Annotated in this window: 26 protein-coding genes; 16 read left to right on the top strand and 10 right to left on the bottom strand. The window is 72.0% G+C overall.

What is annotated here, in order from left to right:
• Positions 1-30: 30 nt before the first annotated feature.
• Positions 31-486 (bottom strand): hypothetical protein, encoded by a 456-nt coding sequence (locus ACZ4VI_RS07445; protein WP_467997507.1) that lies wholly within the window; start codon positions 484-486, stop codon positions 31-33.
• 362 nt (positions 487-848) lie between these two features.
• Here ACZ4VI_RS07445 and ACZ4VI_RS07440 point away from each other — a divergent pair, with 362 nt between their 5' ends.
• Positions 849-2,603 (top strand): acetyl/propionyl/methylcrotonyl-CoA carboxylase subunit alpha, encoded by a 1,755-nt coding sequence (locus ACZ4VI_RS07440; RefSeq protein ID WP_467997505.1) that lies wholly within the window; start codon positions 849-851, stop codon positions 2,601-2,603.
• Between the two features lie 79 nt (positions 2,604-2,682).
• Positions 2,683-3,228, top strand: coding sequence for a TetR/AcrR family transcriptional regulator (locus tag ACZ4VI_RS07435; protein ID WP_467997503.1), 546 nt, complete (start codon positions 2,683-2,685; stop codon positions 3,226-3,228).
• Positions 3,229-3,269: 41 nt separating this feature from the next.
• Here ACZ4VI_RS07435 and ACZ4VI_RS07430 read toward each other — a convergent pair whose 3' ends face one another.
• Both ACZ4VI_RS07430 and ACZ4VI_RS07425 read right to left on the bottom strand, forming a co-directional pair.
• A complete protein-coding gene (locus ACZ4VI_RS07430; protein WP_467997501.1) occupies positions 3,270-4,226 on the bottom strand; it encodes a DeoR/GlpR family DNA-binding transcription regulator in 957 nt (318 codons plus the stop codon).
• A 176-nt stretch (positions 4,227-4,402) separates the two neighbouring features.
• A complete protein-coding gene (locus ACZ4VI_RS07425; protein WP_467997499.1) occupies positions 4,403-5,842 on the bottom strand; it encodes an NAD(P)H-quinone dehydrogenase in 1,440 nt (479 codons plus the stop codon).
• Positions 5,843-6,099: 257 nt separating this feature from the next.
• Here ACZ4VI_RS07425 and ACZ4VI_RS07420 point away from each other — a divergent pair, with 257 nt between their 5' ends.
• The 4 genes from ACZ4VI_RS07420 (at position 6,100) to ACZ4VI_RS07405 (ending at position 9,759) form a co-directional block, all read left to right on the top strand.
• On the top strand, positions 6,100-6,537 hold the full coding sequence (locus tag ACZ4VI_RS07420; RefSeq protein ID WP_391102330.1) for a gamma-glutamylcyclotransferase family protein: 438 nt from the start codon (positions 6,100-6,102) through the stop codon (positions 6,535-6,537).
• 50 nt (positions 6,538-6,587) lie between these two features.
• A complete protein-coding gene (locus ACZ4VI_RS07415; RefSeq protein WP_467997497.1) occupies positions 6,588-6,866 on the top strand; it encodes a hypothetical protein in 279 nt (92 codons plus the stop codon).
• 164 nt (positions 6,867-7,030) lie between these two features.
• Positions 7,031-7,834: a purine-nucleoside phosphorylase gene (locus ACZ4VI_RS07410; protein ID WP_467997495.1), complete on the top strand. Its 804-nt coding sequence runs from the start codon at positions 7,031-7,033 to the stop codon at positions 7,832-7,834.
• Positions 7,835-8,106: 272 nt separating this feature from the next.
• On the top strand, positions 8,107-9,759 hold the full coding sequence (locus tag ACZ4VI_RS07405) for a phospho-sugar mutase (RefSeq protein ID WP_467997493.1): 1,653 nt from the start codon (positions 8,107-8,109) through the stop codon (positions 9,757-9,759).
• Between the two features lie 141 nt (positions 9,760-9,900).
• Here ACZ4VI_RS07405 and ACZ4VI_RS07400 read toward each other — a convergent pair whose 3' ends face one another.
• The 3 genes from ACZ4VI_RS07400 to ACZ4VI_RS07390 all read right to left on the bottom strand — a co-directional run bounded on the left by ACZ4VI_RS07400 (position 9,901) and on the right by ACZ4VI_RS07390 (position 12,549).
• Positions 9,901-10,551 carry a PH domain-containing protein gene (locus ACZ4VI_RS07400; protein WP_467997491.1) on the bottom strand — a complete coding sequence of 217 codons (651 nt, stop codon included), beginning with the start codon at positions 10,549-10,551 and terminating at the stop codon, positions 9,901-9,903.
• Positions 10,552-10,585: 34 nt separating this feature from the next.
• Positions 10,586-11,221 carry a class F sortase gene (locus tag ACZ4VI_RS07395; protein WP_467997489.1) on the bottom strand — a complete coding sequence of 212 codons (636 nt, stop codon included), beginning with the start codon at positions 11,219-11,221 and terminating at the stop codon, positions 10,586-10,588.
• A 149-nt stretch (positions 11,222-11,370) separates the two neighbouring features.
• Complete coding sequence (locus tag ACZ4VI_RS07390; protein ID WP_467997488.1) at positions 11,371-12,549, bottom strand: hypothetical protein; 1,179 nt, start codon at positions 12,547-12,549, stop codon at positions 11,371-11,373.
• Between the two features lie 264 nt (positions 12,550-12,813).
• Between ACZ4VI_RS07390 and deoC the strand changes: the two genes are divergently transcribed.
• The 3 genes from deoC to ACZ4VI_RS07375 are packed head-to-tail and all read left to right on the top strand — an operon-like array spanning position 12,814 to position 16,116.
• Entirely contained in the window at positions 12,814-13,770 is a 957-nt protein-coding gene (gene deoC, locus ACZ4VI_RS07385; RefSeq protein WP_467997486.1) for a deoxyribose-phosphate aldolase, read from the top strand.
• A 5-nt stretch (positions 13,771-13,775) separates the two neighbouring features.
• A complete protein-coding gene (locus ACZ4VI_RS07380; RefSeq protein ID WP_467997484.1) occupies positions 13,776-15,212 on the top strand; it encodes an aldehyde dehydrogenase family protein in 1,437 nt (478 codons plus the stop codon).
• Positions 15,205-16,116, top strand: a complete 912-nt coding sequence (locus ACZ4VI_RS07375) for an aldehyde dehydrogenase family protein (protein ID WP_467997482.1) — start codon at positions 15,205-15,207, stop codon at positions 16,114-16,116. The genes ACZ4VI_RS07380 and ACZ4VI_RS07375 overlap by 8 nt, the downstream gene beginning before the upstream one ends.
• A gap of 56 nt (positions 16,117-16,172) precedes the next feature.
• Here the strand turns inward: ACZ4VI_RS07375 and ACZ4VI_RS07370 are convergent, their stop codons facing one another.
• Positions 16,173-16,565, bottom strand: coding sequence for a hypothetical protein (locus ACZ4VI_RS07370; protein WP_467997481.1), 393 nt, complete (start codon positions 16,563-16,565; stop codon positions 16,173-16,175).
• 54 nt (positions 16,566-16,619) lie between these two features.
• On the opposite strand from ACZ4VI_RS07370, the gene ACZ4VI_RS07365 reads away from it, so the two are divergent.
• Positions 16,620-17,315, top strand: coding sequence for a uridine kinase family protein (locus tag ACZ4VI_RS07365; protein WP_467997479.1), 696 nt, complete (start codon positions 16,620-16,622; stop codon positions 17,313-17,315).
• Positions 17,316-17,414: 99 nt separating this feature from the next.
• Here the strand turns inward: ACZ4VI_RS07365 and ACZ4VI_RS07360 are convergent, their stop codons facing one another.
• Positions 17,415-18,140: a SigE family RNA polymerase sigma factor gene (locus ACZ4VI_RS07360; protein ID WP_467997477.1), complete on the bottom strand. Its 726-nt coding sequence runs from the start codon at positions 18,138-18,140 to the stop codon at positions 17,415-17,417.
• Between the two features lie 160 nt (positions 18,141-18,300).
• Between ACZ4VI_RS07360 and afsQ1 the strand changes: the two genes are divergently transcribed.
• The 5 genes from afsQ1 to ACZ4VI_RS07335 all read left to right on the top strand — a co-directional run bounded on the left by afsQ1 (position 18,301) and on the right by ACZ4VI_RS07335 (position 22,094).
• A complete protein-coding gene (afsQ1, locus tag ACZ4VI_RS07355) occupies positions 18,301-18,978 on the top strand; it encodes a two-component system response regulator AfsQ1 (protein ID WP_181019089.1) in 678 nt (225 codons plus the stop codon).
• Positions 18,975-20,465 (top strand): ATP-binding protein, encoded by a 1,491-nt coding sequence (locus ACZ4VI_RS07350; protein WP_467997476.1) that lies wholly within the window; start codon positions 18,975-18,977, stop codon positions 20,463-20,465. Before afsQ1 ends, ACZ4VI_RS07350 begins: the two co-directional genes overlap by 4 nt.
• Complete coding sequence (locus ACZ4VI_RS07345; RefSeq protein ID WP_467997474.1) at positions 20,462-21,076, top strand: hypothetical protein; 615 nt, start codon at positions 20,462-20,464, stop codon at positions 21,074-21,076. The genes ACZ4VI_RS07350 and ACZ4VI_RS07345 overlap by 4 nt, the downstream gene beginning before the upstream one ends.
• A 143-nt stretch (positions 21,077-21,219) precedes the next feature.
• Positions 21,220-21,801 carry a VanZ family protein gene (locus ACZ4VI_RS07340; RefSeq protein WP_467997472.1) on the top strand — a complete coding sequence of 194 codons (582 nt, stop codon included), beginning with the start codon at positions 21,220-21,222 and terminating at the stop codon, positions 21,799-21,801.
• A gap of 92 nt (positions 21,802-21,893) precedes the next feature.
• Positions 21,894-22,094, top strand: coding sequence for a PspC domain-containing protein (locus tag ACZ4VI_RS07335; protein ID WP_467997470.1), 201 nt, complete (start codon positions 21,894-21,896; stop codon positions 22,092-22,094).
• Between the two features lie 62 nt (positions 22,095-22,156).
• On the opposite strand, the gene ACZ4VI_RS07330 is transcribed toward ACZ4VI_RS07335, so the two are convergent.
• Together ACZ4VI_RS07330 and ACZ4VI_RS07325 are read right to left on the bottom strand one after the other, a co-directional pair.
• A complete protein-coding gene (locus tag ACZ4VI_RS07330) occupies positions 22,157-22,576 on the bottom strand; it encodes a hypothetical protein (protein WP_467997469.1) in 420 nt (139 codons plus the stop codon).
• 172 nt (positions 22,577-22,748) lie between these two features.
• Positions 22,749-23,903, bottom strand: a complete 1,155-nt coding sequence (locus ACZ4VI_RS07325) for an adenosine deaminase (RefSeq protein ID WP_467997467.1) — start codon at positions 23,901-23,903, stop codon at positions 22,749-22,751.
• Between the two features lie 211 nt (positions 23,904-24,114).
• Here ACZ4VI_RS07325 and ACZ4VI_RS07320 point away from each other — a divergent pair, with 211 nt between their 5' ends.
• Entirely contained in the window at positions 24,115-24,795 is a 681-nt protein-coding gene (locus ACZ4VI_RS07320; protein WP_467997466.1) for an alpha/beta hydrolase, read from the top strand.
• Positions 24,796-25,127 lie beyond the last annotated feature (332 nt).

Raw genomic sequence — 25,127 nt, 5'->3', positions numbered from 1 at the left:
CGACGTAACGACGTCACGGCGTACCGACGGTCACGCGGGCGCCGGTGCCCCTTCGGGGGTGTCGGCTTCGGGGGCGTCGGTTCCGGGGGCGTCGGCGCCCTTCCCGTACGTCACGAGCGTCAGGACGATCAGGCCGAGCACGACGGTCATGAACGCGAAGGCCCCCCAGCCGATCAGACCGATCGTCACCGCGCCCAGCAGCCCGTGCACGACGGCGCAGCCGATGAGCAGGGCCCGGCCGGCGCGCCCGGGGCGCCGGTCGCGGATGCCGGCGATCAGCGCGACGGTGGCGCAGAGCGCGAGCAGCAGGCCGGAAACGATGCCGAGCACCCAGGTGCCGGTGACCATCGCGTCCGGGTCGAGCCCGTCGAGGGACATCGACTGGGCCTCGAGAAGACGTGCCATGACGGCGTTGAGCGCGACGATGCCCGGCGCCTCCAGGAACAGCACCCCCGCCGTCACGAGCGCTATCGGTCTGCGGGCCATTTCGGCCACCCCCTGATGACGACTGTTACCGACAGTACGTACGACAGCGCGAAGGCTACTGCCGGGTAAACCCGCGGACAAGGGTCGGCGACGGACGAAGGCAGGGCAAAGAATCATTGCGCCATTCGTAGGGACTCGACAAAGAAACCTGATCGTCCACTGGTCGCCCGAACAGAGACCTGTGCCACACCTCGGAGCTACTGTGCCGTAGAGGAGTCCTGCGTACCGTGGTACGACAAGGGATTTCATGACCCCGAACGCCTCGTATCACGCTCCGTGTGGGCAAGCTCACCACTGGGGACGGGTCGAAAGGCCGTGTCGGCAGTCCCTAAACTCAGCTTGTTTTCAAGGAGGGAGCCATCGTGCGCAAGGTGCTCATCGCCAACCGTGGCGAAATCGCTGTCCGCGTCGCCCGGGCGTGCCGGGATGCCGGGATCGCGAGCGTAGCCGTCTACGCCGAGCCGGACCGGGACGCTCTGCACGTCCGCGCGGCCGACGAGGCGTTCGCCCTGGGCGGTGACACCCCGGCCGCCAGCTATCTGGACATGGCCAAGGTGCTCCAGGCCGCGAAGGACTCCGGCGCGGACGCGATCCACCCCGGTTACGGCTTCCTCTCCGAGAACGCCGACTTCGCCCAGGCCGTCATCGACGCCGGTCTGACCTGGATCGGCCCGCCGCCGCAGGCCATCCGCGACCTCGGCGACAAGGTCGCAGCCCGCCACATCGCCCAGCGCGCCGGCGCCCCGCTCGTCGCCGGCACCCCCGACCCGGTGTCGGGCGCCGACGAGGTCGTCGCGTTCGCCGAGGAGCACGGGCTGCCGATCGCGATCAAGGCCGCGTTCGGCGGCGGCGGGCGTGGCCTGAAGGTCGCCCGCACCCTCGAAGAGGTCCCCGAGCTCTACGACTCCGCCGTCCGCGAGGCCGTCGCCGCCTTCGGCCGCGGCGAGTGCTTCGTCGAGCGCTACCTGGACAAGCCGCGGCACGTGGAGACCCAGTGCCTGGCCGACACCCACGGCAACGTGGTCGTCGTCTCCACCCGCGACTGCTCGCTGCAGCGCCGCCACCAGAAGCTGGTCGAGGAGGCGCCCGCCCCGTTCCTGTCCGAGGCGCAGAACGAGCAGCTCTACGCGGCGTCGAAGGCGATCCTGAAGGAGGCCGGCTACGTCGGCGCCGGAACCGTCGAGTTCCTCGTCGGCGTCGACGGCACGATCTCCTTCCTGGAGGTCAACACCCGCCTCCAGGTCGAACACCCGGTGACCGAAGAGGTCACCGGCATCGACCTCGTACGGGAGATGTTCCGCATCGCCGACGGCGAGGAACTGGGCTACGACGACCCGGCCGTGCGCGGTCACTCCTTCGAGTTCCGTATCAACGGCGAAGACCCGGGCCGCGGCTTCCTCCCCGCCCCGGGCACCGTCACCGTCTTCAACGCCCCCTCCGGCCCCGGCGTCCGCCTCGACGCGGGTGTCGAGTCCGGCTCGGTCATCGGCCCGGCGTGGGACTCGCTCCTTGCCAAGCTGATCGTCACCGGCGCCACCCGTGAGCAGGCCCTCCAGCGTGCCGCCCGCGCGCTCGCGGAGTTCAAGGTCGAGGGCATGGCCACGGCCATCCCCTTCCACCAGGCGGTCGTGGTCGACCCGGCGTTCACCGCGGACCCGTTCACCGTCCACACCCGGTGGATCGAGACCGAGTTCGTCAACGACATCAAGCCGTTCGCCCCGGCGGGCGGTGAGGCCGAGGAGGACGAGACCGGCCGCGAGACCATCGTCGTCGAGGTCGGCGGCAAGCGCCTCGAAGTCTCCCTCCCCTCCTCGCTCGGCATGACCCTGGCCCGCACCGGTCTGGCCGCCGGCGCCAAGCCGAAGCGTCGCGCCGCGAAGAAGTCCGGCCCCACGGCCTCCGGCGACACCCTCGCCTCGCCCATGCAGGGCACCATCGTGAAGGTGGCCGTCGAGGAGGGCGCGGAGGTCAAGGAAGGCGACCTGATCGTCGTCCTGGAGGCCATGAAGATGGAGCAGCCGCTGAACGCGCACCGCTCCGGCACCGTCAAGGGCCTGGCCGCCGAGGTCGGCGCCTCCGTCACCTCCGGCGCGCCCATCTGCGAGATCAAGGACTGATCGGCTCACAGGTACGGTACGAAGGGCCCGCAGGCACACCGCCTGCGGGCCCTTCGCCCGTATCCGGAGGGGAGGCCCCATGCGCGCCGACGCGCGCCGCAACCACGAGCGGCTGCTGACCGAGGCCCGTGCCGTCTTCGCCGAGCACGGCACCGACGCCTCCCTGGAGGACGTGGCCCGGCGTGCGGGGGTCGGTATCGGCACGCTCTACCGGCACTTCCCCACCCGCGAGGCGCTGATCAACGCCGTCTTCCAGGACGCGCTGGCCGCACTGCTGCAGCGGGGCCGGGAGCTGGCGGAGGCCGAGGAGCCGTGTCCGGCACTCGTGGAGTGGCTGCGCTCCCTGGTCACCCATGCGAGTGAGTACCGGGGGCTGGCTCGCGCGCTCATGTCGGCTTCGCACGACGAGAGTTCGGCGCTCGCGCAGTGCAGCGTCCCGCTGCGCGCGGCCGGCGAGATCCTGCTGTTCCGGGCCCGGGAGGCGGGCACGGTGCGTGACGATGTGTCGATCGGCGACCTGATGCAGCTCACCAACGCGATCGCGCTCGCGGCGGAACAGTCGCCGGAGGACGAGAAGTTGGCCGATCGCCTCCTTGCCCTGACCCTGCGGGGCCTGAAGGTGTGAGCCTCGGGCCGCCCCCTGGGGGGAGGGGCCCCTCCGGCGGGTCAGCGCCTGCGCATGTCCGCCACCCGCGCCGCGCGCTCGGGGGCGAGCACCTCACTTGTCAACGCCCCTCCCGCGCTGCGGAGTTGACCGCCGGGGTGGCGGCCCCGCTGACCCGGGAGCGGGACGTCGCGGCGGGGGCGTCCGGGCGGGGGGACCGCCGCGTCACCGCCCGCGCCGGTGCCCGCCACGGCGATCTGGACGCCCTGGTCGGCCAGCGCCTGGAGCTCCGTCGCGGCCCGGTCGTCGTGCGCCGGGGGCTCGTCGGTGACCAGCCGGGTGATCACGTCCGTCGGCACCGTCTGGAACATGGTGTCGGTGCCGAGCTTGGTGTGATCGGCGAGCACCACGACCTCCGCCGCCGCCTGCACCAGCGCCCGGTCCACGCTCGCGGAGAGCATGTTGGACGTGGACAGACCGCGCTCGGCGGTCAGACCGCTGCCGGAGAGGAAGGCCCGGGAGACCCGCAACCCCTGGAGGGACTGCTCGGCCCCGCTGCCCACCAGCGCGTAGTTGGAGCCGCGCAGCGTGCCGCCGGTCATGACGACCTCGACCCGGTTGGCGTGGGCGAGCGCCTGGGCGACGAGCAGGGAGTTGGTGACCACGGTCAGACCGGGCACGCGGGCGAGCCGACGGGCCAGCTCCTGCGTGGTCGTCCCGGCGCCGACGACGATGGCCTCGCCCTCGTCGACGAGGCTCGCGGCGACATCGGCGATGGCCGTCTTCTCCGCGGTCGCGAGATGGGATTTCTGCGGGAAGCCGGACTCCCTGGTGAATCCGCCCGGCAGTACCGCACCGCCGTGCCGGCGGTCGAGGAGTCCTTCTGCCTCCAGTGCCCGCACGTCTCGCCGTACGGTCACTTCTGAGGTCTGGACGACGCGGGCGAGCTCCCGGAGCGACACGGCTCCGTTGGCGCGCACCATTTCGAGGATCAACTGACGACGTTCTGCAGCGAACACGAAACTGACAGTAACCCCACCCGCCGATACTTTTCAGCACTATGCGCCGAATTGCAGAAGATGCGCACGGACGGGGCCTCCAAGTGGTATGGGAGACCCCGTCGTTGATCGTTCTATGCCCCGCCTTGCCGGGGGTTGTCCAGATCGCCCCAGGCCAGAGCGGGCCCGAGGGCGGCTCAGCCCTCGCCCGCGGCCTTTCGGGTGTGCAACTGCCGTGCCACTTCCGCGATCGAGCCCGACAGGGAGGGGTACACGGTGAAAGCGTTTGCGATCTGTTCGACCGTCAGATTGTTGTCGACCGCGATCGAGATGGGGTGGATCAGCTCGCTCGCCTTCGGGGCGACGACACAGCCGCCGACCACGATCCCGGTGCCCGGACGGCAGAAGATCTTGACGAAACCGTCCCGGATGCCCTGCATCTTGGCGCGCGGGTTGCGCAGCAGCGGCAGCTTGACGACCCGGGCCTCGATCTTGCCGGCGTCGATGTCCGCCTGGGTGAAGCCGACGGTCGCGATCTCCGGGTCGGTGAAGACGTTCGAAGAGACCGTCTTCAGGTTCAGCGGCGCCACCGCGTCGCCGAGGAAGTGGTACATCGCGATCCGGCCCTGCATGGCCGCCACCGAGGCGAGCGCGAAGACGCCGGTGACGTCGCCGGCCGCGTAGACGCCGGGGGCGGAGGTGCGGGAGACCCGGTCGGTCAGGATGTGCCCGGAGTCCTTCAGCCGGACACCGGCCTCCTCCAGACCCATTCCGGCCGTGTTCGGGATCGCGCCGACGGCCATCAGGCAGTGGGAGCCGGAGATGACCCGGCCGTCGGCCAGGGTGACCTCGACCCGGTCGCCGACCCGCTTGGCGGACTCGGCGCGCGAGCGGGCCATGACGTTCATGCCGCGGCGGCGGAAGACGTCCTCCAGGACGGCTGCGGCGTCCGGGTCCTCGCCGGGCAGCACGCGGTCGCGGGAGGAGACCAGGGTGACGCGGGAGCCGAGGGCCTGGTAGGCGCCGGCGAACTCGGCGCCGGTGACACCGGAGCCGACCACGATGAGCTCCTCGGGGAGCTCCTTGAGGTCGTAGACCTGGGTCCAGTTGAGGATCCGCTCGCCGTCGGGCTGGGCGTCGGGCAGCTCGCGCGGGTGGCCGCCGGTCGCGATCAGTACGGCGTCGGCGATGATCGTCTCCTCGCTGCCGTCGGCGGCGGTCACGATCACCGTGCGGGAGCCGTCCGCTGCCTGGAGACCGGAGAGCCGGCCGCGGCCGCGCAGCACCCGGGCGCCGGCGCGCGTGACGGATGCGGTGATGTCGTGGGACTGGGCGAGCGCGAGGCGCTTCACCCGGCGGTTGACCTTGCCGAGGTCGACGCCCACGACGCGGGCGGCCTGCTCCATGGGCGGGGTGTCGTCGGCGACGATGATGCCCAGCTCCTCGTACGAGGAGTCGAAGGTGGTCATCACCTCGGCCGTCGCGATGAGGGTCTTCGAGGGGACGCAGTCGGTCAGGACGGACGCGCCGCCGAGACCGTCGCAGTCGACGACGGTCACCTCCGCGCCGAGTTGGGCGCCCACCAGGGCAGCCTCGTATCCGCCGGGTCCGCCGCCGATGATCACGATCCGGGTCACTGGGATCTACGCCTCGCGCTCTCGTTCTGCCGGGGGGTCCCCCGCTGGGCTGCAGTGCGTACGCCATTGTCCCGCACGCTTCAAGTGCGTACCCCATTGTCCCGTACGCCGGGGGTGCTCTCGCGCCGGGGCCTCGGTACGGCCGCGTCCGCGGTTCGGGCGGGGCGCGGGCCGGGGGCCGGGGCGGGGTCCCGCGGGGGCGCGGCCCCGCCACGGACTTCCGCGGACACCCTCTCCCCTCCCGTACCCTCGATCCCATGTCGCTCTACGCCGCGTACGCCGGCAACCTCGACGCGCGGCTCATGACCCGCCGCGCCCCGCACTCCCCGCTGCGCGGCACCGGCTGGCTCAACGGCTGGCGGCTGACCTTCGGCGGCGAGCAGATGGGCTGGGAGGGCGCGCTGGCCACCATCGTCGAGGCCCCGCGTTCCCAGGTCTTCGTCGCGCTGTACGACATCGCGCCGATGGACGAGGACTCGATGGACCGCTGGGAGGGTGTCGGCCTCGACATCTACCGGCGGATGCGGGTGCGCGTGCACACCCTGGACGGCGACGAGCCGGCCTGGGTGTACGTGCTGAACGCGTACGAGGGCGGGCTGCCCTCGGCCCGCTACCTGGGCGAGGTCGCCGACGCGGCGGAGTCGGCGGGCGCGCCGCACGACTACGTGATGGAGCTGCGCAAGCGGCCGTGCTGAGCGGTGTCGCCGCCCTACACTCGGCGGGAGGACCGGCGGAGGAGAGAGCTGTGCCGACGTACCAGGTGTATTACACCGAGCAGGCCGCCGCGGTCCGCGACCGCCTCGACGACGGTCAGCGCGCCGCCTTCGACAAGGGCATCTCGCTCCTGGCCCGGGACCCGTTCCTCGACGTCTCGCGCCCCATAAGCGCGACGGGCGACGACCGTACGATCCGGCTCACGCAGAACATCCTCGTGGAGTACAGCGTCAGCATGGGGCGGCTGCTGATCTTCATCGTCGAGGTCTTCAACGACAAGGACGTGCTGATCACCGACGTCAACGGCTGATGACGCAGCCGAGGACAGAGCATTCGTCGGAAACGACAACACAACGATCGGATGTCCGTCAGCATCGTCATCTACGCGCGTAGGGATTCTCGGGCTACGCTTCTGCGCGTAACAAATCCGTCCGGGGCTCCCCTCGGACCCCCCTCCCCGAGGCGAGAGAGTCAGTGAACGCAACTGCCACCCCGTACGAGGCCGCCGAGGCCGCTGCCGCGCGACTTCGCGAGCTGACCGGAGTCGAGAACCACGACGTGGCCCTCGTCATGGGCTCCGGCTGGGCGCCGGCCGTCGACGCGCTCGGCGCTCCGGAGGCCGAGTTCCCCGCGACCGAACTGCCCGGCTTCCCGCCGCCGGCCGTCGAGGGACACGGCGGCAAGGTCCGCTCGTACAAGATCGGCGCGAAGCGCGTACTGGTCTTCCTGGGCCGCACCCACTTCTACGAGGGCCGGGGCGTCGCCTCCGTCGCCCACGGGGTGCGCACCGCCGTCGCCGCCGGCTGCAAGACCATCGTCCTGACCAACGGCTGCGGCGGTCTGCGCGAGGGCATGCGCCCCGGCCAGCCGGTCCTGATCAGCGACCACATCAACCTGACGGCCGCCTCGCCGATCGTCGGCGCGAACTTCGTGGACCTCACCGACGTGTACTCGCCGCGGCTGCGCGCGCTGTGCAAGGAGGTCGACGAGACCCTCGAAGAGGGCGTGTACGTGCAGTTCCCCGGGCCGCACTACGAGACCCCGGCCGAGATCAACATGGTCCGTGTCATGGGCGGCGACCTGGTCGGCATGTCCACCGTCCTGGAGGCCATCGCGGCCCGCGAGGCGGGCGCCGAGGTCCTGGGCATCTCCCTGGTCACCAACCTGGCGGCGGGCCTCTCGGGCGAGCCGCTGAACCACGAGGAGGTCCTCCAGGCGGGCCGCGACTCGGCGGCCCGGATGGGCGAGCTGCTCACACGGGTCCTCGACCGCATCTGACGTCCCCGGGGCGGGGCCGGGCGGGGCCGCTGCGCGGAGCCTCCCCCACCCCGCCCCTTCCCGTGACCGGGGCTCCGCCCCGGACCCCGCGCCCTCGTCGCCGGCGGGGCTGAAGTTTCCCCCGCCGGGCGAAACTTCACCCCGTCTGGGGTCCCCCCCAACGGGGGTCTGGGGGCTTGCCCCCAGTTTCGGGAAGGGGCGGGGCGGGGGAAGGCTCCGCGCAGCGGCCCACCACCCCGCGCCCCTCCCACCCGCACCCCGAAAGGCACACCGTGACCCAGGACGACCTCCTCACCCGGGCCCAGGCATGGCTCGCCGAGGATCCCGACCCGGAGACCCGTGACGAGCTGGCCGCGCTCCTCGACGGCGGCGCGACCGACGAGCTCGCCGCCCGCTTCGCCGGCACCCTCCAGTTCGGCACCGCAGGCCTCCGCGGCGAGCTGGGCGCCGGGCCCATGCGGATGAACCGCTCGGTCGTCATCCGGGCCGCCGCCGGCCTCGCCGCGTACCTCAAGGCCAAGGGCCAGGAGGGCGGGCTCGTCGTCATCGGCTACGACGCCCGCTACAAGTCGGCCGACTTCGCCCGCGACACCGCCGCCGTGATGACCGGCGCCGGACTGCGCGCGGCCCTGCTCCCCCGACCGCTGCCGACGCCCGTCCTCGCGTACGCCATAAGGCATCTGGGCGCCGTCGCCGGTGTCGAGGTGACCGCGAGCCACAACCCGCCGCGCGACAACGGCTACAAGGTCTACCTCGGCGACGGCTCGCAGATCGTGCCGCCCGCCGACGCCGAGATCGCCGCCGAGATCGCCGCGGTCCGCTCGCTGAACGAGGTCCCGCGCCCGGCGGCCGGCTGGGAGACCCTCGGCGACGAGGTTCTGGAGGCCTATCTGGCCCGTACGGACGCCGTCCTGACCCCTGGAAGCCCTCGCACCGTCCGGACCGTCTACACGGCCATGCACGGCGTCGGCAAGGAGGTCCTGACGGCCGCCTTCGCCCGCGCCGGCTTCCCGCCGCCCACGCTCGTCGTCGAGCAGGCCGAGCCGGACCCGGCGTTCCCGACGGTCGCGTTCCCGAACCCGGAGGAGCCGGGCGCGATGGACCTCGCCTTCCAGGCGGCCGTCGCCGTGGAGCCGGACATCGTGATCGCCAACGACCCGGACGCCGACCGCTGCGCCGTGGCCGTGCCGGACGGCACGGTCGAGGGCGGCTGGCGGATGCTGCGCGGTGACGAGGTGGGCGCGCTGCTCGCCGCGCACCTGGTCCACAAGGGCGCCCGGGGCGTGTTCGCCGAGTCGATCGTGTCGTCCTCGCTGCTCGGCCGGATCGCGGAGGCGGCGGGCGTCGGCTACGAGGAGACGCTGACCGGCTTCAAGTGGATCGCCCGCGTGGAGGGCCTGCGGTACGGCTACGAGGAGGCGCTCGGCTACTGCGTCGACCCCGAGGGCGTCCGCGACAAGGACGGCATCACGGCGGCCCTGCTCGTCGCCGAGCTGGCCTCGGAGCTCAAGGCGCAGGACCGTACGCTGACGGACCTCCTGGACGACCTGGCGGTGGCCCACGGGCTGCACGCCACGGACCAGCTGTCGGTGCGGGTCGAGGACCTGAGCGTCATCGCGAACGCGATGAGCGCGCTGCGCGAGAAGCCGCCGGTCCACCTCGCGGGTCTGACGGTCACCACGGCCGAGGACCTGACGAAGGGCACGGAGTCGCTGCCGCCGACGGACGGTCTGCGCTACTACCTGGAGGGCGACTACAAGGCCCGGGTGATCGTCCGCCCGTCCGGCACCGAGCCCAAGCTCAAGTGCTACCTGGAGGTCGTGGTCCCGGTCGCGGACGCGAGCGAGCTGTCGACGGCCCGCGCGAAGGGCGCCGAGATCCTCGCCGCGATCAAGCGGGACCTGTCGGAGGCGGCCGGTCTCTGAGGCGTCCTCTGAGGCGTGAGGCCCGTACGGAAACGGTTCCGTACGGGCCTCACGCCGTTCCCGTACGGGTGAATTCGGTACGGGCAGTCGACGTGACGCGCGTCCCGCGATCAGGTGGTTCCGGCCAGAGTGACCCGGGCCTCAGCCGGTCGCGAGGAGGATGAGGAGGATCACGAGCAGGACGAGCCCCGCCGTCGCCGGCGCGATGACCTCGTACGCCCAGCGCACCCGCGGCTCCCCCTGCGCCTCCGGGCGCGCCGCGCAGCGCTCCTTGAGCTCGCGCAGGTCGGCGATCGTCCGGTCGGCGGGGGCGAGCCTGCCGTGGTCGTCCCCTCCCGGGTGCACGGAGGTGCGCCCGCTCTGGTCGCCCTGGGCGTCACGCGCCTGGCGCCGGGCCGCCTGCTTGCGCTGGCGCAGCGAGACGGGGATCGCCCAGAGCTGGAACTTGCCCCCGGCGTTGGTGAACACCTCGCTGGAGTACCCGGCGCGGACGTCCGCGACCGAGGCCCACGGCAGCGTGATGTACCGGAAGGGGTTACGGATCCGCAGCCGGTCCTCGTTGGCGAAGACCGCGGGGCGGATCGTGAACGCCACGACGAGCGGCACCACGAGCAGCAGACTCGCGAGGGCCAGCCACGGCGTGCGCCCCGTGCCGCGGACCATCGCGTCGACGCAGAACCAGACGGTCAGCCCGATCAGCAGGACCCCGCCCGCGATCCCGAGGGGCGAACGGAAGACGCGGTCGGCGAAGGCCGGCTCGGTGGGCTCGGCGGGCGGCTGGGAGCTCGTCATGGAGCCGATTCTGCCTCAGCGCCCGCCGCCCGGCTCAGGCGGCTCGGGCGACCAGATCGGCGTAGAGAATGATGTTGTCGGGGCGGTGCCCGTCGACGAGCGCTCCCCCGCAGGTGATGAGCCGCAACTCGGGCCGGGCGGTGTCCCCGTAGACCTTCCGCGTCGGGAAGGCCTTCTTGTCGACCTGCTCCAGCTCGCGGACGCGGAAGACGGCGGCGGTGCCGTCAGCGCGGGTCACGGTGATCTCGTCGCCGACGCGCACCTTCGCGACGTCCTTGAGTACGGCGGGTCCGCGGGCCGTGTCGAAGTGGCCGATAAGGATCGCGGGGCCGGTCTCGCCAGGCGTCACGCCCTTGTCGTACCAGCCGATGCGGTCGGCGTCGGCGACGGACGGCACCTCGACGCTCCCGTCGGCGGCGAGCCCCAGCTCCAGGACCGGGCCCGTGGGGCGGGTGTCGATCCCGGCCGAGGGGAGCTGGACGCGGACCGGCTTGGAGCGCGGCAGCGGCGTGACCGGGGCGAGGCTCGCCGCGGGCGCGGGCGAGGCCGTCTCCACGACCTCCGCGGGCGGCGCGGCGGCGGCCGGGGCACCGGCGGTCCCGGCGCAGCCCGTGAGCGCGGTCAGGGCTGCGAGGACGAGCAGGGCGGGGGCGGTACGGCGGCGGTTCACGGGGCGGCTCCGGGCGGGGATGCGACCGGCCGCCGCACGGTGTGTGCGGCGGCCGGCCCGGGGTGGGGTGATGCTCCTGCTCGGGTCAAGGGGCAGGGGTGGGGTGATGCTCCTGCTCGGGTCAAGGGGCAGGGGTGGAGCGTCTGCTGTCAGCCGCGGGCGGCGGCCCGGCGGCGCAGGACGGTGAAGCCGAGACCGGCCGCGACGACGGAGGCGGCGCCCAGGCCTGAGGCCATCAGCGCCGTGTCGTTGGCGCGCTCCACGGCCCCGGTCTCCGCTCCGGCGGCGACACCGCCCTTGGGCACGACGGTGGTCTGGGCCGAGGAGCCGGCGGGCGCGGGCGTGCTCGGTGCGGGGTCGGGGGTGCCGTCGGCGCAGCCCTTCGGCAGCGCCGGGAACTCCAGGTCGAAGTTCACCTTCGGGTCGACGGTGCGCATGAGCAGACGCGGCACCGCCGCGCCGGCCGGCTGCGTCATCCACACACCGCCGGCCAGTCCGGTCGGCTCCTTGAGGGTCAGGGTCTCCAGGACCTTGCTGTCGCGGGTGACCCGGGCGACCGCGCCCGAGGGGCTGTTGACCAGCGCCAGGCTCACCTCGTCGAATCCGGAGCCGCTGTACCGGGTGACCGTGCAGCCCTTGGTACGGTCGCCGTAGTCGGTGCCGAGGTTCCGGTTGAGCCAGGAGCCCACCTGACCCGCGTTGTCGAGGGTCACCCACATCTCGCCGAACTGAGCACCCTTCTCCGCGGCGCCGCCGGGGCCACCTGCACTGATGCTGCCGCGCGGCTTGCCACCGGCCGTCCGCAGCTCAAGGGTGTACCAGCCCTTGTCCTTGCGCCACAGCTCGCCCACCGTGCCGTCGGCGAGCTGGTGCCGACCGAGGAGGTCACCGACGGGGGTGACGGGGCCCTGGCCGCCGCCGCCCTGGTCCTGCACGGAGGTCACCGCGCCGGTGGAGTCGAGCGTGACCGCGTATCCGGCGAAGACCTTGGTCTCCTTCGGGGCGTGACCGGCGCCGGCCTTCAGCGTGCCGAGCTCTTTGCCGTCCTTGAGGACGGTGGCCGTGAAGTACGACGGCGGCTCGCCTTCGGCGAAGACCTGTGCGGTCAGTCCACCGTTCAGCGCGACGGTGCGGACCGGGGTCTTGCCGGCGGGCTTGTCGGCGGTCGCGACGGGGTTGTCAGCGGTACCGACCGGCTTGTCCTCGGCGGGGGTCGACTTCGACCTGCCGTCGGCGGCGAAGGCGGCGCCGGCCGTGAGGGCCGGGGTGGTGAGGACGACGCCCGCGAAGAGGGCGGTGGCGACGGCGGTGCGAAGGGCGGTGCGCATAACGACTCCTGTGGATCAGAACAGGTCGGGTGAGGAAGAGCCGCATGCCGCTGACATCTCGTTCGGGTGGGGCCGGTGAGTTCTGGCTGGCTGCAAGAAGAAATCTAATGATCTTGTATCCGGGAGCCGTCCACTCCCTGTCACAGGCGTGTGACAGGCCTCACGCCCCCGCGCTCCCCCCGCGCTCACCTGGGGATTCGCAGGCGCGTACGAGCGCGGGGCTGTACACGCCGCTACGCGCGTAGATATGCTCGACTGGTGACCATGCCCACCACTGCATCCGCAGCATCCGCTTTCGCCGACGTGACCGCGTCCGACGGCACGCTGCGCCGCTTCCTCCACGGGCTGCCCGGCGTCGACGCCGTCGGCCTGGAGGCGCGCGCCGCGTCCCTCGGCACCCGCTCGATCAAGACCACGGCCAAGGCCTACGCCATCGACCTGGCCATTTCCATGATCGACCTGACGACGCTCGAAGGCGCGGACACCCCGGGCAAGGTCCGGGCGCTCGCCGCCAAGGCCGTCAACCCCGATCCGACCGACCGTACGACCCCGACGACCGCCGCGGTCTGCGTCTACCCCGACATGGTGGCCACCGCCAAGGCCGCACTGAAGGGCTCCGGCGTCAAGGTCGCCTCCGTCGCGACGGCCTTCCCGGCCGGACGCGCCGCGCTCCCCGTGAAGCTCGCGGACACCCGTGACGCCGTCGCCGCCGGGGCCGACGAGATCGACATGGTGATCGACCGCGGCGCCTTCCTCGCGGGGAACTACATGAAGGTCTACGAGGAGATCCGGGCCGTGAAGGAGGCCTCCGGCGAGGCCCGCCTCAAGGTCATCTTCGAGACCGGCGAGCTCTCCACGTACGACAACATCCGCCGCGCCTCCTGGCTCGGCATGATGGCGGGCGCGGACTTCATCAAGACCTCGACCGGCAAGGTCGCGGTCAACGCCACCCCGGCCAACACGCTCCTCATGCTGGAGGCGGTCCGCGACTTCCGCGCGCAGACCGGCGTCCAGGTCGGCGTGAAGCCGGCCGGCGGCATCCGCAACACCAAGGACGCCATCAAGTTCCTGGTCCTGGTCAACGAGACCGTCGGCGAGGACTGGCTGGACAACCACTGGTTCCGCTTCGGTGCCTCCAGCCTGCTCAACGACCTGCTCATGCAGCGTCAGAAGCTGGCGACCGGCCGCTACTCCGGCCCCGATTACGTGACGGTGGACTGATCATCATGGCATCTGCATTCGAGTACGCACCGGCGCCCGAGTCCCGGTCCGTCGTCGACATCGCCCCCTCCTACGGCCTGTTCATCGACGGCGAGTTCGTCGAGGCGGCCGACGGCAAGGTCTTCAAGAGCATCTCCCCCGCCACCGAGGAGGTCCTCTCCGAGGTCGCCCAGGCGGGCGCCGAGGACGTGGACCGCGCGGTGAAGGCGGCGCGGAAGGCGTTCGAGAAGTGGTCGGCGCTGCCCGGCTCCGAGCGCGCCAAGTACCTCTTCCGCATCGCCCGGATCATCCAGGAGCGCAGCCGCGAGCTGGCCGTCCTGGAGACCCTGGACAACGGCAAGCCGATCAAGGAGACGCGCGACGCGGACCTCCCGCTGGTCGCCGCGCACTTCTTCTACTACGCGGGCTGGGCCGACAAGCTCGACCACGCCGGCTACGGCGCGAACCCGCGCCCGCTCGGCGTGGCCGGCCAGGTCATCCCCTGGAACTTCCCGCTCCTGATGCTGGCGTGGAAGATCGCCCCGGCGCTCGCGACGGGCAACACGGTCGTCCTGAAGCCCGCCGAGACGACCCCGCTCTCCGCCCTGTTCTTCGCGGACATCTGCCGCCAGGCGGGCCTGCCGAAGGGTGTCGTCAACATCCTTCCGGGTTACGGGGAGACGGGCGCCGCGCTCGTCGAGCACCCGGACGTGAACAAGGTCGCCTTCACCGGCTCGACGGCGGTCGGCAAGGCCATCGCGCGCTCGGTCGCGGGCACGTCGAAGAAGCTGACCCTCGAACTGGGCGGCAAGGGCGCGAACATCGTCTTCGACGACGCCCCGATCGACCAGGCCGTCGAGGGCATCGTCAACGGCATCTTCTTCAACCAGGGCCAGGTCTGCTGCGCGGGCTCGCGCCTGCTGGTCCAGGAGTCGATCCAGGAGGAGCTGCTCGACTCGCTCAAGCGCCGCCTGTCCACGCTCCGCCTCGGCGACCCGCTGGACAAGAACACCGACATCGGCGCGATCAACTCCTCCGAGCAGCTCGCCCGCATCACCTCGTTGGTGGAGCAGGGCGAGGCGGAGGGCGCCGAGCGCTGGACGGTGGCCTGCGACATCCCGTCCGCCGGCTACTGGTTCGCCCCGACGCTCTTCACGAACGTCACGCAGGCGCACACGGTCGCCCGCGACGAGATCTTCGGCCCGGTGCTGTCCGTGCTGACGTTCCGTACGCCGGACGAGGCGGTCGCCAAGGCCAACAACAGCCAGTACGGCCTGTCGGCCGGCATCTGGACGGAGAAGGGCTCGCGGATCCTGGCCGTGGCCAACAAGCTCCGTGCGGGTGTCGTCTGGGCCAACACGTTCAACAAGTTCGACCCGACCTCGCCCTTCGGCGGCTACAAGGAGTCGGGCTTCGGCCGCGAGGGTGGCCGTCACGGTCTGGAGGCCTACCTCGATGTCTGAGCAGCAGACGCGCCTGAACGTCTTCAAGACCTACAAGCTGTACGTCGGGGGCAAGTTCCCCCGCTCCGAGAGCGGCCGGGTGTACGAGGTGACGGACTCGAAGGGCAAGTGGCTGGCGAACGTGCCGCTCTCCTCGCGCAAGGACGCCCGTGACGCGGTCGTCGCAGCGCGCAAGGCGTTCGGCGGCTGGTCGGGCGCGACGGCCTACAACCGGGGCCAGATCCTCTACCGCATCGCGGAGATGCTGGAGGGCCGCCGGGAGCAGTTCGTGCGCGAGGTGGCGGACGCGGAGGGCCTGTCGCCCTCGAAAAAGTCAGACACAGCCAAGGCGGCCGCGGTCGTCGACGCGGCGATCGACCGCTGGGTCTGGTACGCGGGCTGGACCGACAAGATCGCCCAGATCGTGGGCGGGGCGAACCCGGTCGCGGGCCCGTACTTCAACCTGTCGACCCCGGAGCCGACGGGCGTCGTGACGGTGATCGCGCCCCAGGACTCCTCGTTCCTCGGCCTGGTGTCGGTGATCGCCCCGGTGATCGCGACGGGCAACACGGCGGTGGTGATCGCGAGCGAGAAGTCCCCGCTCCCGGCCCTTTCCCTGGGCGAGGTCCTGGCCACCTCCGACCTGCCGGGCGGGGTGGTCAACATCCTCTCCGGCAAGGCCGCGGAGATGGGCCCGCACCTGGCGGCCCACCAGGACGTCAACGCGATCGACCTGACGGGCGCGGACGGGGACCTGGCCCGCGACCTCGAGATCGCCGCGGCGGACAACCTCAAGCGCGTCCTGCGCCCGCGCGCGGTGGACTTCACGGAGTCCCCGGGCACGGACCGCATGACGGCCTTCCTGGAGACGAAGACGGTCTGGCACCCGACGGGTTCGCTGGGCGCGAGCGGCTCGGCGTACTGATTCCCGCCGAAACGGCCCCTGGATCCCCCAGGGGCCGTTTGCCATGCCCGCGCGAGCTACGCCGTCGGCAGCAGCCCGGTCGCCTCGCCGACGACCGGCAGGTCGGCAAGACCGCCGCCCTTCGTGACGTGGTCCGTCACCATGGTCGTGCCCACCGGCTGGAAGTCGGCGACCTGGGTGCCGACTCCGTTGTCCAGCGGGTCGACGCCGGTGTTGGCCAGCGGGTCGAGCTGAAGGTTCGTCAGCGGGCCCACGACGTGACCGGTGGCGCCGAGGGCCGCGACGGCGTCGCTGCCGGCCAGCGAGTCGACCGGCAGCGGCAGCGGGGCCGCCTGGGCGCCCGCGGCGCCCAGGCCGCCGAGTACGGCCGCTCCCGCTGCCGTCGCGGTCAGCCCGGCCTTCAGCAGGGCGCCGCGGCGGGAGGTCCTGGATTCCTTGTGACGCGCCATGAGAGTCCTTAGACGTTGAGTAATCACGGAGACACTGAGCGTAGTTGAGGTGTGATGCTCGATACCAACCCCCTCCCTCGGTGGTCCCCTGCCCGGGGGAATGGTTCACACTGGTGTCCCGTGAGTTCCCAACCGATCCCGACTCGTGTCGTCCTGCTCGCGGGCCCTTCCGGCTCCGGCAAGTCGTCCCTCGCCGCCGTCACCGGCCTCCCGGTCCTGCGCCTCGACGACTTCTACAAGGAGGGCGACGACCCGACGCTCCCGCTGGTCGCGGGCAGCGCCGACATCGACTGGGACTCCCCGGGCTCCTGGGACGCGGACGCGGCGGTCGCGGCGATCGTGGAGCTCTGCGCCACGGGACGTACGGACATCCCCGTGTACGACATCGCCACCAGCGCGCGCGTGGACCGCGAGGCCCTCGACATCGGCCGGACCCCGCTGTTCGTGGCGGAGGGCATCTTCGCGGCGGAGATCGTGCAGCGCTGCCAGGAGCTCGGCGTCCTGGCCGACGCGCTGTGCCTGCGGGGCCGCCCCTCGACGACGTTCCGACGCCGCCTCCTGCGCGACCTCAAGGAGGGCCGCAAGTCGGTCCCGTTCCTGCTGCGCCGAGGCTGGCGCCTGATGCGCTTGGAACGCTCCATCGTCACCCGCCAGACCGAACTGGGCGCCCACCCCTGCGCCAAACAGGAGGCCCTGGGCCGCCTGGCCGCCGCGGCGGCGGGCCGCCACCGCACGCCGGTGGCGCGGTAACGCGCAAAGCGACGCGGGTCGTACAAGCTCCCCCGGCTTGTACGACCCGCGCCTTTTCCCCCGTACCCCCGTACGTTCCCCCGTGTTTCCCCCGTACCTTCAGGCCACCAGCTCGCCGAAGGACTCCTCCTCGTCACGGCCGAAGCTCAGCACCTCGTCCTCGCGCAGCCTCCGCAGGGAGCGCCAGATGCTCGACTTCACCGTGCCGACACTGATGTCCAGGATCTCCGCGATCTCCGGATCCGTACGGCCCTCGTAGTAGCGCAGCACCAGCATCGTGCGCTGGAGCTCGGGCAGCCGGGCCAGGGCCTGCCACAGGACCGCGCGCAGCTCCGTGCCGCGCATCGCGTCCGTGTCGCCCGCCGTCTCCGGCAGCTCCTCCGTCGGGTACTCGTTGAGCTTCCGCCGGCGCCACGCGCTGATGTGCAGATTCGTCATGGTGCGGCGCAGATAGCCGCCCACCGCCGCCTTGTCGCTGATCCGGTCCCACGCCCGGTACGTCGAGAACAGCGCGCTCTGCAGCAGATCCTCGGCCTCGAACCGGTCGCCGGTCAGGTGGTAGGCGGTGGCGTACAGGGAGGCGCGACGCTCGGCGACGTAGGCGGTGAACTCCGCTTCCGAGGCCGACTGCCGCTCCCCCTTGACCTCCCCGTACGCCGCTCCCCCGTCAGCCACGGCGACCATGTACGGCGCCTTGTGCTGACGCCCGGCGCTGCGAACGCACCCCCGCCCGTTCACCGCGCCGGACTTCTCCGCGCTCCGCACGACGACATCGTGGAGACGCGTGACAACTGCGCTCGTGGTGGTGCTGTGCAGTGCGTTCATCTCGCGCCCCCCGTCGGTTGGAGTGTGTTTCTGTCCGTGTGCCAAGAAGCTTGCCCGGGCCACTTCATCGGGGTGTCCGCCGACTGTCACAGCCCTGTCACAGGGGCGGGTCCGGCCACACAGTCGAACTCCGGTGGCCGCATGGGACAGAATGACGTCCGTGCCTTTCCTGTTGCTGATCGAGGACGACGACGCCATCCGCACGGCCCTCGAGCTCTCCCTGTCACGCCAGGGCCACCGAGTGGCCACCGCGGCGACGGGCGAGGACGGCCTGAAGCTGCTCAAGGAGCAGCGTCCGGACCTGGTCGTGCTGGACGTCATGCTGCCCGGAATCGACGGCTTCGAGGTGTGCCGGCGTATCCGGCGCACCGACCAGCTGCCGATCATCCTGCTCACCGCGCGCAGTGACGACATCGACGTCGTCGTGGGCCTTGAGTCCGGCGCCGACGACTATGTCGTCAAGCCGGTCCAGGGCCGGGTCCTGGACGCCCGGATCCGGGCCGTGCTGCGGCGCGGCGAACGCGAGTCCACCGACTCGGCGACCTTCGGCTCGCTGGTCATCGACCGTTCGGCGATGACCGTGACGAAGAACGGCGAGGACCTCCAGCTCACGCCGACCGAGCTGCGGCTGCTCCTGGAGCTGAGCCGGCGGCCCGGACAGGCCCTGTCGCGCCAGCAGTTGCTGCGCCTGGTGTGGGAGCACGACTACCTGGGCGACTCGCGGCTCGTGGACGCCTGTGTCCAGCGGCTGCGCGCCAAGGTGGAGGACGTGCCGTCCTCGCCGACCCTGATCCGTACCGTGCGGGGCGTGGGCTACCGGCTGGACGTCCCTGCGTGAGAAGAGCGATATTCGCCGGGCTGCGCTTCACCAGCCTCCGTCTGCGGCTGGTCGTCGTCTTCGCGCTGGTGGCGCTCACGGCCGCGGTGTCCGCGTCCGGGATCGCGTACTGGCTGAACCGTGAGGCGGTGCTGACCCGGACGCAGGACGGGGCGCTGAACGACTTCCGGCAGGAGATGCAGAACCGGGCCGCGTCGCTGCCACTGCGTCCCACCCAGGAGGATCTGCGGCGCACCGCCGAGCAGATGGCGAGCGGCAGCGCCGGGTACAGCGTGGTGCTCATCGGGGAGCGGGACGAGGGCAAGCCGATCGTCGGCGCCTCGGACCCGGACACCTTCACGATGGCCGACGTACCGGGCGCGCTGCGGCTCGCGGTGGACACGCGGCGGCCGGTCAAGGAGGGCGACACCAGCCCGTACCACCTGTTCTGGCAGCGGACGCAGCGTGGCCGGACGCCGTATCTCGTCGGCGGGACGCGGATCGCCGGCGGCGGGCCGACCGGCTACATGTTCAAGTCGCTGGACGCCGAGCGGGCGGATCTGAACTCGCTCGCCTGGTCACTGGGGATCGCGACGGCGCTCGCGCTCGTCGGCTCGGCGCTGCTCGCGCAGGCGGCGGCCACGACCGTGCTGCGGCCGGTGCACCGGCTCGGCGAGGCGGCCCGGAAGCTGGGCGAGGGCGAACTCGACACCCGGCTGCGGGTCTCGGGCACGGACGAACTGGCCGATCTGTCACGGACGTTCAACAGCGCGGCCGAGTCCTTGCAGAAGAAGGTCGCGGACATGAGCGCGCGGGAGGAGTCCAGCCGGCGTTTCGTCGCGGACATGTCCCACGAGCTGCGTACGCCGCTGACGGCGCTGACGGCCGTGACGGAGGTCCTGGAGGACGAGCAGGACGACCTCGACCCGATGATCGCGCCGGCGGTGGCGCTCGTGGTGAGCGAGACGCGGCGGCTGAACGACCTGGTGGAGAACCTGATGGAGGTGACCCGCTTCGACGCGGGCACCGCCCGGCTCGTCCTCGACGACGTCGACGTGGCCGACCAGGTCACCGCGTGCATCGACGCGCGGGCCTGGCTGGACGCCGTGGAGCTGGACGCGGAGCGCGGGATCATGGCCCGTCTCGATCCGCGCCGGCTGGACGTGATCCTGGCGAACCTGATCGGCAACGCGCTCAAGCACGGCGGGTCGCCGGTGCGGGTGTCGGTGCGTACGGAGGACGGCGAGCTGGTCATCGCGGTACGGGACCACGGTCCTGGCATCCCCGAGGAGGTCCTGCCGCACGTCTTCGACCGCTTCTACAAGGCGAGCGCGTCCCGGCCCCGGTCGGACGGCAGCGGTCTCGGCCTGTCGATCGCCATGGAGAACGCGCTGATCCACGGCGGTTCGATCACCGCCGCGAACTCGCCGGACGGCGACGGCGCGGTGTTCGTCCTGCGTCTTCCGCAGGACGACGAGCAGGGCGAGGACGAGGTGGAGGAGAGTTGAGCCGGCTTCGCCGTACGGGAGTGGTGGCGGCGGCCGTCGTGGTGGCCGCGCTCGCCTCCGGGTGCGGGATCAGGACGACGTCGGTGCCCGTGGACGCGGGACCGGCGCCCTCGCGGGTGCCGTGCAGTGTCACGGGCGACGAGGTCACGACGCAGACGACGGGGATCCCGGTGCGGGTCTTCCTGCTGTGCGGTTCGCAGTTGGAGGCGGTGGACCGGAGGTCGCCGCTGCCGGAGAAGAAGGCGACGGGGGAGCCGGTGCCCACGGCGTCGGCGCTGCTCGCGCAGTTGCTGAGCGAGCCGTCGGAGAGCGAGCGGCAGGCGGGGTTCTCCACGGCCGTGAAGGGGCCGCTGGTCGTCACCGGCGGGTACGAGGGCGATCCGGCGGCCACGCTGCGGCTGAGCCGGCAGCCGGAGGACCTGACGCCGACGGCGCTGTCGCAGATCGTCTGCACCTTCGCGCACAGCTCGGCCGGCGCGGGCGAGGCAAGCGTGATCCTGGGCGGCCCCGGCCGCTACCCCCCGCGCCGCTACGCCTGCACGACCCAACTGAAGGAACGCCCGGAATCCGCGGCCCCGACGCTCAGCCTGCCCAGCCCCTCGGCGTCCTGACGGCCCGGGGCGGGCGACGGCTCGGGCCGGATGGCGGCCCGGGCCGGATGGCGGCCCGGGGCGGATTGCGTCCTGAGGCCGCGGGGGAAGCGGGTGTTCCGGGGGGCGGAACCGAATTCGGGGTGGGGCGCGTCTTGGGGGGCGTGCAGCGTCAAGGTTCGGGCGGCAGTGCCGCCGTGGTCGTACGCGTGGCGGGGTTCGTCCTCCTCCTCGCGCATCTGCTGCTCGTCGCCTGGGTCACGCTCCGGCCACGCGACGTGGCCTGGGTGACCGCGCCGAACCTGACCCCACTCGCCGGGATCCAGGCGGATCTCGCCCTCGGCCCGGCCGAGGCGGCCCGGCGGATCGGCGAGGGCCTGCTGCTCCTGGCCCCGCTCGGTGTCCTGCTCCCGATGGCCGAGGGACGGCTCCATGTGTCGCCGTGGGCGTCCCTGGCCCGTACGGTCGCGGCCGGAGCGCTGGTGTCGCTCGCCGTCGAGCTGCTGCAGACCGCCGTACCGGGGCAGGTCGTGGACGTCGACTCGCTGCTCCTGAACACCACCGGAGTGGCGCTCGCGCATGTGCTGCTGGTCCCCGCCGGGCGGGCGCGGCTGCGCCGCAGGTGGGACGCGAAGACCGGCCGGTCCCGCGGGCGGACGAGGCCGGACCGGGGTTCGACCCTGCTGCGGGAGGAGGCCCCTCAGGGGCGTACCCCGACGATTCCCAGGGTCGGGATCGCCCCGTAGACCGACGCTTTGTCCCCGCTCCGCGGCGAGTATGGAGTCATCGGAAGCCCGACGGAGCGGCTTCCGGACAACGCCTCCTGAAGGAGCCCACCATGGCCGCACTTGCCCGCCCCCGTGACGGACGCATGATCGGCGGAGTGTGCGCAGCGCTGGCACGGCGCTTCGGCACCTCGGCCACCACCATGCGGGTCATCTTCCTCGTCTCGTGCCTGCTGCCCGGTCCGCAGTTCCTGCTGTACCTGGCGCTGTGGATGCTGCTGCCGGCGGAGAAGTCGGCGAGCGCGGCCTGGTAGAGACACGCCGATGGGGCGCTCACCCGGACCGGGTGAGCGCCCCATCGGCGTGTGCGGCGTGATCAGCCCATGAGCGGCAGGCCGCCGTTCACCGGCAGGCTGCCCACCGGCAGGCCGCCGAGCAGGCCGCCGACCGGGGTGTTGGCCAGCGGGCCGTTGGCGGCGTCGAGCGGGAGGTGCTGCGTGGCCTCGTCGGCGGCCTGGCCGGCGACCTCCGGGAGGCCCTTGACGCCGCGGTCGACGCCCTCGCCGAGCGCACTCTGGCCTGCGCCCAGAGCGGCCTGGCCACCCAGGAGGGATTCGGCGGCGCCGTCGGGGAGCTCGGTGAGGCCGTCGCCCAGCGGCACGGTCTGGGTGACCAGGCCGTGCGCGTCCGGGCCGGCGGGCAGCGCCGGGGCGGCGGCGGCCGTGCCGGCGGCGGCAGCGGCGAAAGCGGCACCGAGAGCGGCGACACCGAGCGTCTTGGCGGCAGACTGCTTCATCAGAAAATCATCCTTGGGGATCTTGGGGATGGTGGAGCTTCGGGAAAAGCGGGAATTCGGGGAATGCAGAGCGGCTTTGCAACTTAGCCACCGGATGTCGCTCCCGCAAACACCGAAAGGCGGCCGGGCGCATGCTCCCCGACCGCCTCACCCCTTGCTCCCAGGCCTTCCCTCAGTCCGCCTGACCGGGAGACTCGCTGGTCGTGGACGTTTGCTGGAACAGCCATTCGGACTTCAGCTCGGCATATCCGGGCTTGATGACGTCATTGATCATGGCGAGACGTTCATCGAAAGGAATGAACGCTGATTTCATCGCATTGACCGTGAACCACGCCATGTCATCGAGCGTGTAGTCGAATGCCTCGACCAGCAGCTCGAATTCGTGGCTCATGCTCGTACCGCTCATCAGCCGGTTGTCGGTATTGACGGTGGTACGGAAATGCAGCCGGCGGAGCAGGCCGATGGGGTGCTCGGCAATGGAGGCCGCCGCGCCGGTCTGGAGGTTGGAGGTCGGGCACATCTCCAGCGGGATGCGCTTGTCCCTGACGTACGCGGCGAGCCGGCCGAGCCGCACCGAGCCGTCGTCGGCGACCTGGATGTCGTCGATGATGCGGACGCCGTGGCCGAGCCGGTCGGCTCCGCACCACTGGAGGGCCTGCCAGATGGACGGGAGCCCGAAGGCCTCGCCGGCGTGGATCGTGAAGTGGTTGTTCTCGCGCTTGAGGTACTCGAAGGCGTCGAGGTGGCGGGTGGGCGGGTAACCGGCCTCGGCGCCCGCGATGTCGAAGCCGACGACCCCGGAGTCGCGGTAGCGGTTGGCGAGTTCGGCGATCTCCAGGGCGCGGGCCGCGTGCCGCATGGCGGTCAGCAGGGCGCCGACGCGGATGCGGTGGCCGCTCGCCCTGGCCCGCCGCTCGCCCTCGCGGAAGCCCTCGTTGACGGCCTCCACGACCTCCTCCAGGGTGAGCCCGGCCTCCAGGTGCTGCTCGGGGGCGTAGCGCACCTCGGCGTAGACGACACCGTCCTCGGCGAGGTCGACGGCGCACTCGGCGGCGACCCGGAACAGGGCCTCGCGGGTCTGCATGACGGCGCAGGTGTGCGCGAAGGTCTCCAGATAGCGCTCCAGGGAGCCGGAGTCGGCGGCCTCGTGGAACCAGATGCCGAGCTTGTCGGGCTCGGTCTCGGGGAGGTGCTCGTAGCCCTGCGCGAGGGCGAGTTCGATGATCGTGCCGGGGCGCAGTCCGCCGTCGAGGTGGTCGTGGAGGAGGACCTTCGGGGCGCGGCGGATCTGGTCCGCGGTGGGGACGCTGTGGGTCGGGCTCGTCATTGCCGCACTCTAGCCCCTACGCGCGTAGAGCGCCTCTCCCCAACTCGCCTGTCGATACGTAACAGTGACCGCACGTACGGATGGCGTACACCTCGGCTTCTGAGACTGTTCTGCCGTGACGTACTCCGCACTCGTAGGGACTGCCGGCAGCCGGACACCCCGGCTCGGACGGCCCGTCGGCGCATCGCACCCCGGTACGGCGGTGGGCGGTGTGGTCCTTCTCCTTCCGGACGGGGAGGTGGCGTCCGCGCGGGGCGCCTCGGTCCGGGCGCACGCGGCGCTGCTGCCGCTGGGCCGACGGCTGGTCAGGGCGGGGCGCGGGGACGGTCTGGTGGCGCACGTGGTGCGGTACCGGGGGCGCGGCTGGAACGGTACGGACGCACAGTTGGCGTCGGACGCGGCGTGGGCGGTGGCGGAGGCGGTACGGCGGTACGGCGACGTCCCGGTCTGTCTGGCCGGCCACGGGATGGGCGCGCGGGCGGCGCTGCGGGCGGCCGGGCACGCGGCGGTGGACGCGGTGCTCGCGCTGGCGCCGTGGCTGCCGGAGGACGACGTGGCGGCGGAACCGGAGCCGGTGCGGCAGCTGGTGGGGCGGCGGATCCTGATCGTGCACGGCACGAACGACGCGCGGACGGATCCGGAGCTGTCGTACCGGCTGGCGGAGCGGGCGAAGAAGGCGAACCGCGACACGTGCCGCTTCGAGGTGCACTCGGACGGGCACGCGCTGCGCCAGTACGCCGAGGAAATCCACGCCCTGGCCGCGGACTTCGTCCTCGGCTCCCTCTTCGCCCGCGCCTACGCCCGCCCGGTGGCAGACGCCTTGGCGGCTCCGCCGCCGCTGGGCTTGCGGATGCCGCTGGCGGCGGGGTTCGGGCGGGCGCTGCGGCGGTAGGCGGCGGGCCGGGAATTCCCCCACCCCACCCCTTCCCGAAACCCTGACGAGACCGGGGGCGCCGCCCCCGAACCCCGGGCGGCAGCTTCGCGCCGCGAGGGACGGCACGGGTGCGCCCGGGGCTCCGCCCCGCACCAGAGGCGGCCGCGGCGCGCCGCAGGACCCCCCATGCCCCCACGCCCGTCGAACGGGCGTGGGGTAGGCCACGGCGCCGGCGGCCGCGGTGGATCTCGCCAGTACATGACGGACCGCGGACGCGAGGGGCCGCAACCCGCGCCCGGGCGGCAGCTGCGCGCCGCGAGGGACGGTGCGGGTGGGTGCGCCCTGCGCCC

It is taken from the genome of Streptomyces sp. NPDC029169 (assembly GCF_055563935.1).
The sequence above is the reverse complement of the archived record's forward strand: the minus strand, read 5'-3'. Positions and strand labels throughout refer to the sequence as shown.

Coding starts and splice junctions, on each gene's coding strand:
- ACZ4VI_RS07445 (WP_467997507.1), bottom strand. CDS start 486: ATGGCCCGCAGACCGATAGCGCTCGTGACGGCGGGGGTGCTGTTCCTG.
- ACZ4VI_RS07435 (WP_467997503.1), top strand. CDS start 2,683: ATGCGCGCCGACGCGCGCCGCAACCACGAGCGGCTGCTGACCGAGGCC.
- ACZ4VI_RS07420 (WP_391102330.1), top strand. CDS start 6,100: ATGTCGCTCTACGCCGCGTACGCCGGCAACCTCGACGCGCGGCTCATG.
- ACZ4VI_RS07400 (WP_467997491.1), bottom strand. CDS start 10,551: ATGACGAGCTCCCAGCCGCCCGCCGAGCCCACCGAGCCGGCCTTCGCC.
- ACZ4VI_RS07390 (WP_467997488.1), bottom strand. CDS start 12,549: ATGCGCACCGCCCTTCGCACCGCCGTCGCCACCGCCCTCTTCGCGGGC.
- deoC (WP_467997486.1), top strand. CDS start 12,814: ATGCCCACCACTGCATCCGCAGCATCCGCTTTCGCCGACGTGACCGCG.
- ACZ4VI_RS07380 (WP_467997484.1), top strand. CDS start 13,776: ATGGCATCTGCATTCGAGTACGCACCGGCGCCCGAGTCCCGGTCCGTC.
- ACZ4VI_RS07375 (WP_467997482.1), top strand. CDS start 15,205: ATGTCTGAGCAGCAGACGCGCCTGAACGTCTTCAAGACCTACAAGCTG.
- ACZ4VI_RS07370 (WP_467997481.1), bottom strand. CDS start 16,565: ATGGCGCGTCACAAGGAATCCAGGACCTCCCGCCGCGGCGCCCTGCTG.
- ACZ4VI_RS07365 (WP_467997479.1), top strand. CDS start 16,620: ATGCTCGATACCAACCCCCTCCCTCGGTGGTCCCCTGCCCGGGGGAAT.
- ACZ4VI_RS07360 (WP_467997477.1), bottom strand. CDS start 18,140: ATGAACGCACTGCACAGCACCACCACGAGCGCAGTTGTCACGCGTCTC.
- ACZ4VI_RS07335 (WP_467997470.1), top strand. CDS start 21,894: ATGGCCGCACTTGCCCGCCCCCGTGACGGACGCATGATCGGCGGAGTG.
- ACZ4VI_RS07330 (WP_467997469.1), bottom strand. CDS start 22,576: ATGAAGCAGTCTGCCGCCAAGACGCTCGGTGTCGCCGCTCTCGGTGCC.
- ACZ4VI_RS07325 (WP_467997467.1), bottom strand. CDS start 23,903: ATGACGAGCCCGACCCACAGCGTCCCCACCGCGGACCAGATCCGCCGC.